Here is a 14426-nt window from a genome sequence, read left to right on the forward strand (position 1 = left end):
GCAGTGAGTGCTGAGTCGCAAGAACATCTGCTCGAGTTCTTCGATCAGACCGCCTTCGAGCTGATGCGTGCCACCGGTCGCGGGCAGCTCATGCAGGCCGTGTGGGTGTACGAACATCCCGTCGACTTCGAGGGGCTGCGACGATTCCACCGCAACATCGCCGACTCGCTCGGCGGCCGGCGCATCGAGCGTTCGCCGCTGCCGTTCGGCAGGCCACGGTGGGTCCAACCGCGCGAGGCGCCGTCGGAGATAAAGTTCAACGAGACGCCGCGTCCGCGTGACGAACTGATGGACTGGGCCGACGAGCTCGCGACGCTCCCGATCGACCCCGAACACGGCCCCACCTGGTACCTGGTGGTCCAGCCGCTGACCGACGGCGCCACCGCTATCAGCATGGTGGCGTCGCATGTGATCGGCGACGGCACCGCCGCGGGGCTGGCGATCTTCGAGGCGGTCACCGGCAACGTCCGCGACGGTGGATATGGCCGCCCCGGCTCGCGGCCCCGGCGCCAGGCGCTGGCCGCCGACGCACGCCAGGCGCTGCGGGACCTGCCCGAGACGCGTCGGGCGCTGGCCATCGGCGCGAAGCTGCTGTGGAGCAAGCGGCGGGACCTGGTCCGGTCCCGCGGGAAGCGCGTCGACCAGCCCGGCCTGGACGAGATCGTCCACGTGCCCTCGGTGGCCGCCTTCGTCGACAGCGCCGAGTGGGATGCCCGTGCGGAAAGCCTTGGCGGCAACGGCTATTCGCTGCTCGTCGGCGTCACCGCGAAGGTCGCCGAGCGGCTGGGCCGGCGCCGTAAGTCGGACGGCGCGGTGACGCTGGTGATCGCGATCAACCTGCGCGAGAGCCTCGAGGACGACCGTGCACTGGCAATGGCCTTCGCCAACGCCACCGTCGACCCGGAGAAGGTAACCGTCGACCTGACCGAGTCGCGTGCCGTCGTGCGTGAGTCACGGAAGATGGCCAAGGAACAGACCGACCCGGCGATGCAACTCTTCCCGTTGATGCCATGGCTGCCTCAGGTCGCCGTCAAGGGAGTGGCCGAGCTGTTGTTTTCCTACTCCGAGGACCTCCCGGTGTCCTGCTCGAACCTCGGGGACCTGCCTCCGCAGATCGCTCAGGTCGACGGCACGACCGCGGAGAAGGTCGTCCTGAGGGCCCTCGACCAGAACGTGACGCGGCGCGAGATCGAACGCTCGCACGGTCAGCTTGTCGTGGTGTCCGCGCGGGTCAACGGCAAGGTCGTGATCTCGATCGAGGCCTACGAGATCGGCGCGGAGAACACCAAGCAGCGACTGCGGGGCCTGGTGGATCAGACCCTGACCGAATTCGGGCTCAACGCCGTCATCGAGTGACTCGAGGGGTCACAGGCCGTGCAGGCCGACCCCGATCAGAATCACACCGACCACCGCGACGAACATGCCCGCATGCCGGCGGGTGCGGGTGCGGATCCAGTCGTTGAACCGCTCCACCCACACTCGGGTCTTGGCCGGTGCCACCATGAAGCTGAGCAGCGGGATGACCGCCGCCCAGCTCGCCAGCAGCAGGAACGTGATCAGGGCCGCGGCTTGTTCGGCAGGCGGGGTCTTGGACGCGATGATCAGCGCCAGCAGGGCCATGTAGTCGACGCTCGGCATCGCGAGGGCGGCGCCGATGGACCCGGAGAACCAGGACGATTCCCCCTGCACGAAGGCGCGCACCTTGGTGGTCAGTCGCTTGAACCGGCCCGGCGCCAGTTCTTGCTCGACCTCCAGGACGGTCTCGTTGGAGCCCCCGGCAGGCACTTCGGCCATCTCCTTGCGGGAGAACTGGCGCAGCGGGATCTTCGACATCAACAGCGCACCGAGGAGCACGGCGACGACACCGATGCCGATCTGGATGAGGGCCGGGTTGAGGTCAGCCTTGCCCAGGAAGCTGTGATGGAAGATGAACAGCACCGTGAAGCCCACGCTGAGGCTCATCGCCAGGCCGGTGCAGAGGAAGACCGTCAGGTGCCGAGCGGGACGAGGCCGGGTCAGCAGCAGTGCGATCAATGCGATGCGTGCGGGCTCGATGCTCACCGCGAGGCCGAGCAGCACCACGGTTGTCCACACAACGCCGAATCCTACCTTGCCGGGATGCGGTGGGCAGCGTGGCCGTCACCCCGCGTGGCGGTTGCGGGCGGCCTTCTCCAGGAGGTCGGCCGCCGTCTCGACGCTCTCTGACGGCGTGCTCATTCGCGTGGCGAGCAAACGAGCCCGGTGTGCCATTTCGGGAGCCAGTACGGCTCGCAGGTCGGTTAGTAGCGAACCGCGTGTGGTTGCGGCGAATCGCCGGGTCGCGCCGATGCCGAGCCGTGCGACCTGTTTGCCCCAGAGTGGTTGTTCGGCCGCTACCCACAGCACCAGGGTGGGGACTCCGGCGCGAATGCCTGCTGCGGTGGTGCCGGCGCCGCCGTGATGGACCACCGCGCGGCAGGCCGGGAACACCGCGGCATGGTTCACCGACGGCACGATCTTGACGTGCGGCGCCGTGCCGGTGGTGTCGAAGTCGGAGAACCCGGCGCAGATCAGCGCGCGCTCGCCGAGTTCGTCGCACACGTCGGTGATCAGCCGTACCGCGTCGGCAGGGGAGTCCAGCGGCATGCTGCCGAAGCCGAAGTAGACGGGCGGGGTGCCCGCAGCGATCCAGGAGCTGGTCTCGTCGTCGACCTCGGTGGGCATCTGCAGCGTGAGGGAACCGATGAGCGGTCGCCGGTCACCCCACTCGCCGGCCAGCCCGGGAAAGAACACCGGGTCGTAGGCCTGGATCTCCAGGCTGCCCGCGGCCACGATGCGGCCGACCGGTCGGGTTCTGCTCGCAGGAAGGCCCAGGGTGCGGCGCTGCCTGGTTTCGGCCGGTCTCAGCAGCTGCCAGTGCATCCATTCGCCGGCCGCGTACGCGGTCCGGGTCATCGGCGCAGGCAGCCGCACCGGCAGGACCTGGGTGTTGGCCCGGACCGGGAAGTAGTGCACCTCGGCCAGCGGAAGGCCGCGGAACTCGGCGACGTTGGCGGCGATCTCCTGATAGGCCGTCCCGCTGACGATCAGATCGGCGCCCGCGGTCATGCCGAGCAGCGTGTCGTTCATCTCGTCCCAGCCGCGGGTGGCCGCGGCTCTGGCCTTGCGCAGCGCGTTCAGCGGATTGCCCAGCCGCACCCAGTCCGCCGGCGCCGCCGCGGTCAGGGCATCGGGTCGCTCGAAGACGTCGCCCTGCAGCTGTTGTTGCGAGTCGGGTCCGTAGGCGGTGGCCGGCAGGCCCGCAGAACGGGTGAACGCGACGAGGTTGGGTGGGACAGCCAGATGTACGTCGTGGCCGCGGCGCTGTAACTCGAGTCCTACCGCCGCACAGGGTTCGACATCACCACGGGTTCCGTGGATAGTCACCGCGATTTTCATCGATCACCATTATCGGGCCCGCGCAGGGCGGGCGTGCCATCAGCTGGGCGTGTGGGTGAACCATCGGGTCTTGATGCGCCACGAATGCGCCGATGTCAGCGCGAAGCCGGCGCCGCAGAAGCAGGCGAAGAACCACACCAGTCTGCCGCCTTCGATCTCTTGGAGCGGGGGGACGTAGGCGGTGACGATGCGGATCGTGCAGGCCAGGATGCCGCTGGCCGACGACACCAGATAGATGTTGGCGATGCGCCGCGACCGCGGATCCTGGCGCAGGACGAACAGGGCCCGCGCGCCGTAGCCGAGCAGGTAGATCAGCGTCCCGCACAGCACCAGCCAGTAGGCCGACAGCCAGAAGTCGGTGGGCACGGTGAAGAAGTCGGAGCGATATATTTTCGCGCCGTTGCCCATCGAAAAGGTTGCCAAAAGCAAGGGAATGCACAACGTCGCCGGACGCTCGACATATTGCTTGAATGCCGCCTGCGTCGCATTGTCGTCCTGCAGTCGGCCGAGCGCGTTGTAGACGATCGCGGAGGCCGCCACGACGTAGCAGTCGTGGCCGATGTAGTCCTCGAGGTTCCACACCCCGGTCAGCGAGTGCAGCAGCCGGCCGATGGTGTCGGAGGCGAACGGCGACATCAGGAACACGGCCGCACCCTGCAGCGCAATGTTCAATGTGGCCGCCACTTCCCAGCGGCAGGACCAGGTGAGTCGCCTGATCCACAGGCTCCACGCCACGCAGGCAAGCGTGATCGTGATTAGTGCCCCAAGACCCATGCCTTCGTCGCCTTACGCCCCCGAATAACTTCAGCAAATACTACAGCGGAGGAGCGTCGAGTCGAGGCTTCAATTCTGAGAATTTGACGGGATTACGAGTCGCAGTTGCCGTTCTAATTGTCGCCAACGTAAATGGAGATGATTCGAAATATTGCTGAAGTTCTTCGCGACTCATAAGTCCAAATCGCACTTGTAAATCGGGATAGCTGAGTCCGAATCGGGAGGCCACCAGACGCAACTCCTCGGCGTTCGGGTAGTCATGCTCCTTCACCCGCCGGTAATAAGTGCTGCTGGAGGTGCCTAGTGCGTCGTAGATGTCTCGGGCTTCGATGTCCCCGTCGAGAAGGTAGTCGAGCAGGGTTTTGAGCTGGCGTCCGTTCTCATCGGTCCTGGGCACGCCTCACAATAACCCGAACTCCCGGTATTGGGTACCGCTGACTACATACGACAAATGGATAACTTAATTGACACCGTCGTCACACTTCTGGGATAAGTCTCCCATTTATGGGACACGCCCGCTACGGTGAGCTCATGGTTGCTCCTGTGACCTACCCGTCTAGCAATGTGCGGGTAGTCGATGATGAGATTCCCGGCCGGCCTCGACCAGAAGATTTGGTTCGATTGTCGGCGCCCCTGTCCCACGAACTGACCGCCGAACTGTACGGAGCCGTCGAGGCTGCGCGGGTCGGTATCGAGGAAGTGCTGCTGGCCGCTCTGGGCCGGGCGATCGCACGAACCATCGGGGTCGGTTTCGTGACGGTCAGTGGCTTGACCGCAGTGCAGCCGATTCGGCTGTGCTGTGCCGATGAACGCAGCATGGACGCCAACGACCTGTTGGCCGAGGTACGCGAAGCGCTGACGCCGGCCCGGCTCAGCACATCGCCTGCCGACGTCGCGTTCTCGTTCCTCGGGCTGCCGCCGGAGCCGTCGCTCGGGCCGCTGCAACTGGCCGACGGTCCTGCGCTGGGCGTGCTCGCCTACCGCTGCGACGGCGAGGTGCAGATGGACTGGTGGTACGACTCGCGCCGGCTGGATCACTGCACGGTCGAGGAACTGGCCAACCAGTTCCGTCTCGGCCTGATCAGTGTGACGTCCGAGGCCACCCCGATTTTGGACCGCGTTTAGCGGCTAGAATCTCTCCCAACGGCACCGATCCGGCCATCACCGGGGAGCCTTCGGAAGAAAGGCCCGCGCCGCGGCGCGGAAACGACCGAGTAGAACCGAACGGGTGGGCCCGTCACAGCCTCTCAAGAGCGACGCACGTCGATGTGCGTAAGCGGGGTGGTACCGCGGCGCTCGCGCACTCCGCGCGTCGTCGTCCCCGTGTCCAGAAACCTGGCACAGGAGACGAACGCGCCCGTGACCGAGAATGGCTATCCGAAGCCGGCTGGTGGTTCACCCAGCTTCCCGGCCCTCGAACTCGATGTCCTCGACTATTGGGCGTCCGACGACACCTTCCGGGCCAGCATCGCCCAGCGTGACGGCGCCGAGGAATACGTTTTCTATGACGGTCCGCCGTTCGCCAACGGACTGCCGCACTACGGTCACCTCCTGACCGGGTACGTCAAAGACATCGTGCCGCGCTACCGCACGATGCGCGGCTACAAGGTCGAGCGCCGGTTCGGCTGGGACACCCACGGGCTGCCCGCCGAACTCGAGGTCCAGCGTCAGCTCGGGATCACCGACAAAGCCCAGATCGAAGAGATGGGCATCGAGAAATTCAACGACGCCTGCCGGGCCTCGGTGCTGAAGTACACCAGTGAGTGGCGCGACTACGTGACCCGTCAGGCCCGCTGGGTCGACTTCGACAACGACTACAAGACCCTGGACCTGTCGTTCATGGAGTCGGTCATCTGGGCTTTCAAGCAGCTGTGGGACAAGGGCCTGGCCTACGAGGGCGTGCGGGTGCTGCCGTACTGCTGGAACGACGAGACCCCGCTGTCATCGCACGAGCTGCGCATGGACGACGACGTCTACCAGAGCAGGCAGGACCCGGCGATCACCGTCGGGTTCCGGATCAACCAGGCCGGCTCCGATCTCGATGGCGCCTACCTGCTGATCTGGACCACCACGCCCTGGACGCTGCCGTCCAACCAGGCGGTCGCGGTCAACCCCGACGTCACCTACGTCGTGGTGCAGGGGGACGGCAGGCGCCTGGTGCTCGCGCACGCCCGGCTGGCCGCCTACGCGCGGGAGCTGGGGGAGGAGCCCGAGGTGCTCGCCACGGTCACCGGTGAGCAGCTGCTCGGGCTGCACTACTTGCCGCCGTTCCCGTACTTCCTGAACTCCGCCAATGCTTTTCAGGTGCTGCGCGGTGACTTCGTCACCACCGAGGACGGCACCGGGATCGTGCACATGGCGCCGGCCTACGGCGAGGACGACAAAGCGACCACCGACACCGTCGGCATCGTGCCCGTCACCCCGGTTGACTCCAAGGGCCGCTTCGACGCCAGCGTGCCCGACTATCAGGGCCAGCACGTGTTCGATGCCAACCCGCAGATCATCCGGGATCTCAAGAACGGGACGGCCGCCGCGGCCGTGAACACCCCGGTGCTGATCCGCCAGGAAACCTACGACCACTCATATCCACACTGCTGGCGCTGCCGCAATCCGCTGATCTACCGCGCGGTGTCGTCGTGGTTCGTCAAGGTCACCGAGTTCCGCGACCGGATGGTCGAACTCAACCAGCAGATCACCTGGTATCCCGACCACGTCAAGGACGGTCAGTTCGGCAAGTGGCTGTCCGGTGCGAGGGACTGGTCGATCTCGCGAAACCGATACTGGGGCACCCCGATTCCGGTGTGGGTATCCGATGACCCGGCGTACCCCCGGATCGATGTATACGGCAGCCTCGACGAGCTCGAGCGTGACTTCGGGGTGCGCCCTGACAATCTGCACCGGCCCTACATCGACGAGTTGACGCGGCCCAATCCCGACGACCCGTCCGGCAACTCGACGATGCGCCGAATCGAGGACGTCTTCGATGTGTGGTTCGACTCCGGGTCGATGCCGTACGCGCAGGTGCACTACCCGTTCGAGAACGAGGACTGGTTCCTGGGTGGGGCGGCGGGAGGGGAAGAAGCTCATTTCCCCGGTGACTTCATCGTGGAGTACATCGGGCAGACCCGCGGCTGGTTCTACACCCTGCACGTGCTGGCCACCGCACTGTTCGACCGGCCGGCCTTCAAAACCTGTGTGTCACATGGGATCGTGCTCGGCAACGACGGCGCCAAGATGAGCAAGTCGCTGCGTAACTATCCCGACGTCAACGAGGTGTTCGACCGCGACGGCTCGGACGCGATGCGCTGGTTCCTGATGGCCTCGCCGATCCTGCGGGGCGGCAACCTGATCGTCACCGAGCAGGGTATCCGCGAAGGTGTCCGCCAGGTACTGCTCCCGCTGTGGAACGCCTACAGCTTCCTCACCTTGTACGCGCCGAAAGTCGGGACCTGGCGCACGAATTCGACCCACGTGCTGGACCGCTACATCCTGGCCAAGCTCGCGGAGTTGCGCGACCAGCTGACCGAGTCGATGGACGTCTGCGACATCTCCGGTGCGTGCGAGCAACTGCGCCAGTTCACCGAAGCTTTGACGAACTGGTATGTGCGCCGGTCACGTTCGCGCTTCTGGGAAGAGGACCCCGACGCCATCGACACCCTGCACACCGTGCTGGAGGTGACCACCCGACTGGCGGCCCCGCTGCTGCCGATGGCCACCGAGGTGATCTGGCGCGGTTTGACCGGTGAGCGCTCCGTGCATCTGACCGACTGGCCGCAGGCGGACGTGGTCCCGGCCGACCCGGCGTTGGTGGCCGCCATGGACCAGGTGCGCGACGTATGCTCGACGGCGTCCTCGCTGCGCAAGGCCAAGAAGCTCCGGGTTCGCCTGCCACTGCCGAAACTCACTGTCGCAGTGGATAATCCGAAGAGTCTTGAACCCTTCGCGGATCTGATCGCCGACGAGCTGAACGTCAAGGCCGTCGAGCTCACCGATGACGTGCCCGCCTACGGCCGATTCGAGCTCGCGGTCAACGCCCGCGCCGCCGGACCGCGCATCGGCAAGGACGTGCAGGCCGCGATCAAGGCCGTCAAGGCCGGTGATTACATCCTCAACGCCGACGGCACGCTGACCGCGGGGCCGGCCGTGCTGCTACCCGAGGAGTTCACCGCCAAGCTGGTGGCCGCCGATCCGGAGTGGACGGCTGCGTTGCCCGACGGTGCCGGCCTGGTGGTGCTGGACGGCGCTGTCACCCCGGAGCTGGAGGCCGAGGGCTGGGCCAAGGACCGGATTCGCGAGCTGCAGGATCTGCGCAAATCCAGCGGCTTGGACGTCAGTGACCGCATCCGGGTGGTCATGTCGGTGCCGGCCGAACGGGCGGATTGGGCTGCGGCGCACACCGATCTGATCGCCGGCGAGATCCTGGCGACGAGTTTCGACTTCGGCGAGCCGGTCGACGGCGTGGAGATCGGCGACGGGGTGCGGGTCGCGATCGCCAAGGCCTGACGCACTCAGCCAATAGCATCGACGCGTGGAGCGCTGGGTCTTGCATTTCGACATGGATGCGTTCTTCGCGTCCGTCGAACAGCTGACCCGCCCCACCCTGCGTGGCCGCCCTGTTCTGGTCGGCGGTCTCGGCGGCCGCGGTGTGGTGGCCGGCGCCAGCTACGAGGCGCGGGTGTTCGGCGCCCGCTCGGCGATGCCGATGCACCAGGCGCGGCGCATGGTCGGCGCGGCCGCGGTGGTGCTGCCACCCCGCGGCGTCGTCTACGGGGTGGCCAGCCGGCGGGTGCTCGACACGGTGCGCGCGATGGTGCCCGTCCTCGAGCAGCTGTCATTCGATGAGGCCTTCGGTGAGCCGATCGAACTGGCCGGGGCCAGCGCCGAGCAGGTCGAGGAGTTCGCCGTACTGCTGCGCCGCCGAGTCCGCGAAGAGACCGGCCTGGTGGCCTCCGTCGGCGCCGGATCGGGCAAACAGATCGCGAAGATCGCCTCGGACCTCGCGAAGCCCGACGGGTTTCGGGTGGTCCGGCGCGACGAGGAGCGCACCCTGCTCGACGGCTTGCCGGTGCGCCGGTTGTGGGGGATCGGCCCGGTCGCCGAGGACAAGCTGCACCGGCTCGGTATCGACACCATCGGCCAGCTGGCCGCGCTGACCGACGCCGAGGCGGCCAGCATCCTTGGGGCCACCGTGGGTCCTGCGCTGCACCGTCTGGCCCGCGGCATCGACGACCGCCCGGTGGCCGAACGCGCCGAGGCCAAGCAGATCAGCGCCGAGTCGACGTTCCCCGCCGACCTCACCACCATGGAGCAGTTGCGTGACGCCATCGGCCCGATCGCCGAGCACGCCCACCAACGGCTGCAGCGCGACGGTCGCGCCGCCCGCACGGTCACCGTCAAGCTCAAGCGGTCCGACATGAGCACCCTCACCCGCTCGGCAACACTGCCGTACGCCACCGGCAACCTTGGCACCCTGACCGCCACCGCGTACCGGCTTCTTCTCAACCCCCGGGAGGTCGGGCCCATTCGCCTTCTGGGCGTTGGCTTTTCCGGGCTGTCCGATGTCCGCCAGGAGTCGCTGTTCCCCGATCTCGAGCAGGTGGAGGCCGAGGTCGCCGAGGCGCCGGACACCCAGGCGGCGATGCCGGTGCCGGTGCCCGAAGCCGGCGGCTGGCGCATCGGAGACGACGTCAGCCATCCCGACCTCGGCCACGGCTGGGTGCAGGGCGCCGGTCACGGCGTGGTCAGCGTGCGCTTCGAAACGCGCGGCAGCGGGCCGGGGGTGATGCGGACGTTCGCCATCGACCAGCCAGACCTGGTGAAAGCCAACCCGGTCGACAGCCTGGACTGGGCCGAGTACGTCGGGGGTCTGGAAAGCCGGGCGTCAGCCCAGGCGGGCGACGATGTCGGCCACGGGTAGCCCCGCGCTCAACGCCGCCATCACCAGCACCCGGGCCTGGCTGCTGCGCAACCGCGGCACCAGCACCGCCCCGGCGCGTACCAGGTCGTGGCCCGGCCCGTAGGCCGCCGCCGTCTGGCCGCCGGGGACCCGGGTGGTCACCGCCACGGCCACCCCGCGGGCGCAGGCCCGGCGCACCGCCTCGATCACCGGGGCTCCGGCGTTGCCTGCGCCCATCGCCTCGATCACCAGGCCGACCGCACCGGCGTCGACGAACGCGTCGATCGCGGTGCCGTCGGCCCCGGGATAGGCAGCCACGATGTCGACCCGTGCCGCCCCGGCGACCGGGCCGAGGTACGCCCGCCGCGTATCGCCGGTCCACTCGACTGTCCCCTCGCGGACCCGGCCCACGGGCGAGGCGCCGCCGAACAGATCGGGGCCGCCGACCTTCGTCGTGCCCAGCGCCGGGCGCACCCACCCGGCGAAGCAGATCAGCACCCCCAGGCCGCGGGCCTGCGGGCTGGCCGCCACCGCGAGAGCGTCGCGCAGGTTGGCAGGCCCGTCGGCGTCCGGGGCGTCGGCCGACCGGGCGGCGCCGGTGACGACCACCGGCGCGTCACCGCCGTACGTCAGCTCCAGCCACAGGGCGGTCTCTTCCATCGAATCGGTGCCGTGCGTGACGACGACGCCGTCGGCCCCGGTGGCGGCCGCGGTGACAGCGTCTGCGATCCGCACCCACTCGGCCGGCGTCAGCTGGGAGCTGTCCAGGGTGAACAGGTCGATCACGTGCGCGTCGTGCCCGGCCACCAGCTCGGCGCCGCCGTGCACCGGCCGCAGCACGCCCTCGTCGTCGGCGCTGGTGGCGATCGTCCCGCCGGTGGTAACGACGACGAGTCGGGGCATGCCCAACAGACTAGGGAATGATGGGGGTGTGACCGACGAATCTCCGGACAGCACCAAGCCACCACGCCGGCTGCGGCTGCTGCTGTCGGTGGCGGGCGTGGTGCTGGCCCTGGATGTGATCACCAAGGTGCTGGCCGTGCGGTGGCTGACGCCCGGCCAACCGGTGTCGATCATCGGCGACACCGTGACCTGGACGCTGGTACGCAACTCCGGTGCCGCCTTCTCGATGGCCACCGGTTACACCTGGGTGTTGACGCTGGTCGCCACCGGTGTGGTGATCGGCATCTTCTGGATGGGCCGACGGCTGGTGTCGCCGTGGTGGGCGCTGGGGCTCGGAATGATCCTGGGCGGCGCACTGGGCAACCTGGTGGACAGGTTCTTCCGCTCGCCCGGCCCGCTGCGCGGGCACGTCGTCGACTTCCTCTCCATCGGCTGGTGGCCGGTGTTCAACGTGGCCGATCCCGCCGTAGTCGGCGGCGCCATCCTGCTGGTCGGGCTGTCGCTGTTCGGCTACGACTTCGACACGGCGGGCCGTCGCACGGCCGAGCCGGCCGCCGCCAGCGACGACAAGGCCGAGACGGCCTGATGACCGAACGGTCCATGCCGGTCCCCGAGGGTCTGGCCGGCATGCGCGTTGACGCGGGCCTGGCCCGGCTGCTGGGGTTGTCCCGGACCGCCGCCGCCGCGATCGCCGAGGACGGCGGCGTCGAGCTCGACGGCGCGCGGGCGGGCAAGTCCGACCGGCTCGAAGCCGGCGCGTGGCTGCACGTGCAGATCCCCGAGGAAGCGCCTCCGCCGGAGAACACGCCCGAAGAGATCGAGGGCATGACGATCCTGTACTCCGACGCCGACATCGTCGTCGTCGACAAACCGCCGGGGGTGGCCGCGCACGCCACCGTCGGCTGGCACGGACCGACCGTGCTGGGCGGCCTGGCCGCGGCCGGATTCCGGATCAGCACCTCGGGAATCCACGAGCGGCAGGGCATCGTGCACCGACTCGACGTCGGCACATCGGGTGTCATGGTCGTCGCGCTTTCCGAGCGGGCCTACACGCTACTCAAGCGGGCGTTCAAGCAGCGCACCGTCGACAAGCGGTATCACGCTGTGGTGCAGGGACATCCGGACCCGTCCAGCGGAACCATCGACGCGCCGATCGGCAGGCACCGCGGCCACGACTGGAAGTTCGCCGTCACCGAGACCGGGCGGCACAGCATCACCCACTACGACACCGTCGAAATGTTCCGGGCCGCAAGTCTTCTCGACATCCACCTGGAAACCGGTCGCACGCACCAGATCCGGGTGCACTTCGCCGCGCTGCACCACCCGTGCGCCGGTGATCTGACCTACGGCGCCGACCCGGTCCTGGCCAAGCGCCTCGGCCTGGAACGGCAGTGGCTGCACGCGCGTTCCCTGGCGTTCGCCCATCCTGCCGACGGTAGGCACTTCGAGGTCACCGCTCCGTACCCAGCGGATCTGCAGCACGCATTGGATGTGCTGCGCGGCGAATCGTGACGACCCCCAAACAGGACACCAAGACCAGCGGTCTGCTCTACGGCATCGGTGCCTACGGGTCCTGGGGTCTGTTCCCGGCGTTCTTCCCGCTGCTGAAACCGGCTGGGGCCCTGGAGGTTCTGGCTCACCGCATCATCTGGACGACGGTGTTGATGGCCGGTGTGGTCGTCGCGATGCGGAAACTGTCCGACCTGCGGTCGATCACCGGACGCACCTGGCTTCTGCTGCTCTGTGCCTCGGCGCTGGTGTCGGCCAACTGGGTCATCTTCATCTTCGCGGTCAGCAACGGCCATGTCGTCGACGCCGCGCTCGGCTACTTCATCAATCCGCTGATCAGTGTGCTGCTCGGGGTGCTGATCTTCCGGGAGCGGCTCAACCGGGCCCAGGTGGTGGCCGTGCTGATCGCGTTGGCCGCGGTGATCCTGCTCGGCATCGAGGTCGGCGGCCCGCCGATCATCGCGCTCGGGCTGGCCTCGACGTTCGGTCTCTACGGGGTGGTCAAAAAGGTGGTCCCCACCGACCCGCGGGTCAGCGTGGGGGTGGAGGCCGCGATCGCCGCCCCCTTCGCCATCGCCTACATCGTCGTGCTGCAACTTGGTGGGCACGGCCAGTTCGCCAGTAACGGGCCGGGTCACATGGCGTTGATGATGCTGTCCGGGCCGATCACCGCGATCCCGCTGCTGTTCTTCGCCGCCGCCGCCCAGCGCCTGCCCCTGGTCACCCTCGGGCTGTTGATGTACTTGAATCCGGCCATGCAGATGACCTGGGGTGTGCTGGTGGCGCACGAGCCGATGCCGCCGGCCCGCTGGGCCGGTTTCGCGCTGATCTGGCTGGCGCTGCTGGTGTTCAGCGGTGACGCGCTGCGGCGGGCCCGTCAGGCGCCCGCGACGCCGAGCTGACGGCGCAGCGCGCTGTACTCGGAGTCCAACTGGGTGCGCAGCCGGTCGACTGCGGCGTGCTTGTTGGCCCGGATGGCGCGTGAGTCGGCCAGCGATTCCAGAACCCGGTCGACGACGGCGGTGCCGGTGACCTGATCGGTGCGGATCAGCGAGCGCTCGTCGTCGATCGACATCGCGAAGTCGCGGCACTTCGGTTGATACTCAAGGGACACCACCGGGGTGTCCGACAGCGCGGCGAGGATTCCGGCGTGCAGGCGGCAGACGATCGCCGCCGAGCAGCGGGCGAATTCCCGGGCGGCCGCGGCGGCGTCGGGCGGCCGCACGATGTCGGCCTGCACACCCTCGAAGGCCACCTCCAGCCACTTGCGGTCGCTCGGGTTCATCAGGATGCCGACGAACCGATGACCGCGGCCCGCGAGTTCCCGCACGGCGGCCGCGACGTGGTTGGCGACACCGGCCGGGTCATGCCCCCACAGGTCGTCGCCGTAGCCGAGGTTGACCCCGATCAGGCCGTCCTCGACCGGCACCGCGGGCCGCGGCAGGATCAGAGCCGGATCGCCGGTCACCTCGGCGGTCAGCCCGATGTCGGCGAGCAGTTCGACGCTGCGGGGTCCGCGTACCGACACCGAGTCGAACCCGGCCAGGATCGGCTTCCATTTGGTGAGCTCGTCATTGCCGGATCCGCTGCCACGCCCGGCATAACCCGGGTCCTGAACCCCGACGCCGATCGCGTACTTCCCGGTGTTCTTGGTCACCGCAAGGCCCGCCCTGGCGAGCAGCCGGAAGTAGCGGACCCCGACCAGCGTCCCGCCGCCCATCACCAGCGTGCTGGGCGTGCGCGCCCGGTGCAGCGCCGCGCCGAGGGGAAAGACGAATTCGTGCGCCAACCGCGGGATGTCGGCGAACGTGACGCCGGGCAGCTGGGATTTCACCGCGTCGTAAATCGCGTCGTCGCCGAGATTGTCCTTGTCGTGGAAGCCCAGATAGGCGACCGTCGCATCTTGGCTCACGTGGACCGACCCTAT

The 14426-nt window shown here is 68.0% G+C and carries 13 protein-coding genes; 7 read left to right on the forward strand and 6 right to left on the reverse strand.

Annotated features, from left to right (window positions below; translation table 11 throughout):
* Positions 1–3 precede the first annotated feature (3 nt).
* The gene (locus BST42_RS16460; RefSeq protein WP_083120385.1) at positions 4–1356 is read left to right on the forward strand and encodes a hypothetical protein; all 1353 of its coding nucleotides are present in this window, start codon (positions 4–6) and stop codon (positions 1354–1356) included.
* A 9-nt stretch (positions 1357–1365) separates the two neighbouring features.
* Here the strand turns inward: BST42_RS16460 and BST42_RS16465 are convergent, their stop codons facing one another.
* From BST42_RS16465 to BST42_RS16480, 4 genes are read right to left on the reverse strand one after another with little or no spacing between them, the layout of a single operon-like run.
* Positions 1366–2094 (reverse strand): GAP family protein, encoded by a 729-nt coding sequence (locus tag BST42_RS16465; RefSeq protein WP_207569520.1) that lies wholly within the window; start codon positions 2092–2094, stop codon positions 1366–1368.
* 45 nt (positions 2095–2139) lie between these two features.
* Positions 2140–3417, reverse strand: coding sequence for a glycosyltransferase (locus BST42_RS16470; protein ID WP_083120387.1), 1278 nt, complete (start codon positions 3415–3417; stop codon positions 2140–2142).
* A gap of 39 nt (positions 3418–3456) precedes the next feature.
* Entirely contained in the window at positions 3457–4191 is a 735-nt protein-coding gene (locus BST42_RS16475) for a hypothetical protein (RefSeq protein ID WP_083120388.1), read from the reverse strand.
* A 40-nt stretch (positions 4192–4231) separates the two neighbouring features.
* Positions 4232–4588, reverse strand: coding sequence for a transcriptional regulator (locus tag BST42_RS16480; RefSeq protein WP_083120389.1), 357 nt, complete (start codon positions 4586–4588; stop codon positions 4232–4234).
* A gap of 224 nt (positions 4589–4812) precedes the next feature.
* On the opposite strand from BST42_RS16480, the gene BST42_RS16485 reads away from it, so the two are divergent.
* From BST42_RS16485 to BST42_RS16495, 3 genes are all read left to right on the forward strand, one after another.
* On the forward strand, positions 4813–5316 hold the full coding sequence (locus BST42_RS16485) for a hypothetical protein (protein WP_133057471.1): 504 nt from the start codon (positions 4813–4815) through the stop codon (positions 5314–5316).
* Between the two features lie 234 nt (positions 5317–5550).
* Positions 5551–8694 carry an isoleucine--tRNA ligase gene (ileS, locus tag BST42_RS16490; RefSeq protein WP_083120522.1) on the forward strand — a complete coding sequence of 1048 codons (3144 nt, stop codon included), beginning with the start codon at positions 5551–5553 and terminating at the stop codon, positions 8692–8694.
* A gap of 52 nt (positions 8695–8746) precedes the next feature.
* Positions 8747–10108 (forward strand): DNA polymerase IV, encoded by a 1362-nt coding sequence (locus BST42_RS16495; RefSeq protein WP_237159476.1) that lies wholly within the window; start codon positions 8747–8749, stop codon positions 10106–10108.
* Here the strand turns inward: BST42_RS16495 and BST42_RS16500 are convergent.
* On the reverse strand, positions 10073–10990 hold the full coding sequence (locus tag BST42_RS16500) for an asparaginase (protein ID WP_083120392.1): 918 nt from the start codon (positions 10988–10990) through the stop codon (positions 10073–10075). The genes BST42_RS16495 and BST42_RS16500 overlap by 36 nt on opposite strands.
* Here BST42_RS16500 and lspA point away from each other — a divergent pair.
* Genes lspA through rarD form a run of 3 tightly spaced genes read left to right on the forward strand, consistent with a single transcriptional unit; the run spans position 10989 to position 13401 of the window.
* Positions 10989–11576 carry a signal peptidase II gene (gene lspA / locus BST42_RS16505; RefSeq protein ID WP_083120393.1) on the forward strand — a complete coding sequence of 196 codons (588 nt, stop codon included), beginning with the start codon at positions 10989–10991 and terminating at the stop codon, positions 11574–11576. The two genes, BST42_RS16500 and lspA, sit on opposite strands and share 2 nt — an antisense overlap.
* Complete coding sequence (locus BST42_RS16510) at positions 11576–12502, forward strand: RluA family pseudouridine synthase (RefSeq protein ID WP_083120394.1); 927 nt, start codon at positions 11576–11578, stop codon at positions 12500–12502. Before lspA ends, BST42_RS16510 begins: the two co-directional genes overlap by 1 nt.
* Positions 12499–13401 carry an EamA family transporter RarD gene (gene rarD / locus BST42_RS16515; protein WP_083120395.1) on the forward strand — a complete coding sequence of 301 codons (903 nt, stop codon included), beginning with the start codon at positions 12499–12501 and terminating at the stop codon, positions 13399–13401. The genes BST42_RS16510 and rarD overlap by 4 nt, the downstream gene beginning before the upstream one ends.
* Here rarD and BST42_RS16520 read toward each other — a convergent pair.
* On the reverse strand, positions 13377–14411 hold the full coding sequence (locus tag BST42_RS16520) for a polysaccharide pyruvyl transferase family protein (protein WP_110918643.1): 1035 nt from the start codon (positions 14409–14411) through the stop codon (positions 13377–13379). The genes rarD and BST42_RS16520 overlap by 25 nt on opposite strands.
* Positions 14412–14426: the final 15 nt, after the last annotated feature.

The sequence above is a fragment of the Mycolicibacterium rhodesiae genome (assembly GCF_002086695.1).
Classification (GTDB): domain Bacteria; phylum Actinomycetota; class Actinomycetes; order Mycobacteriales; family Mycobacteriaceae; genus Mycobacterium; species Mycobacterium rhodesiae.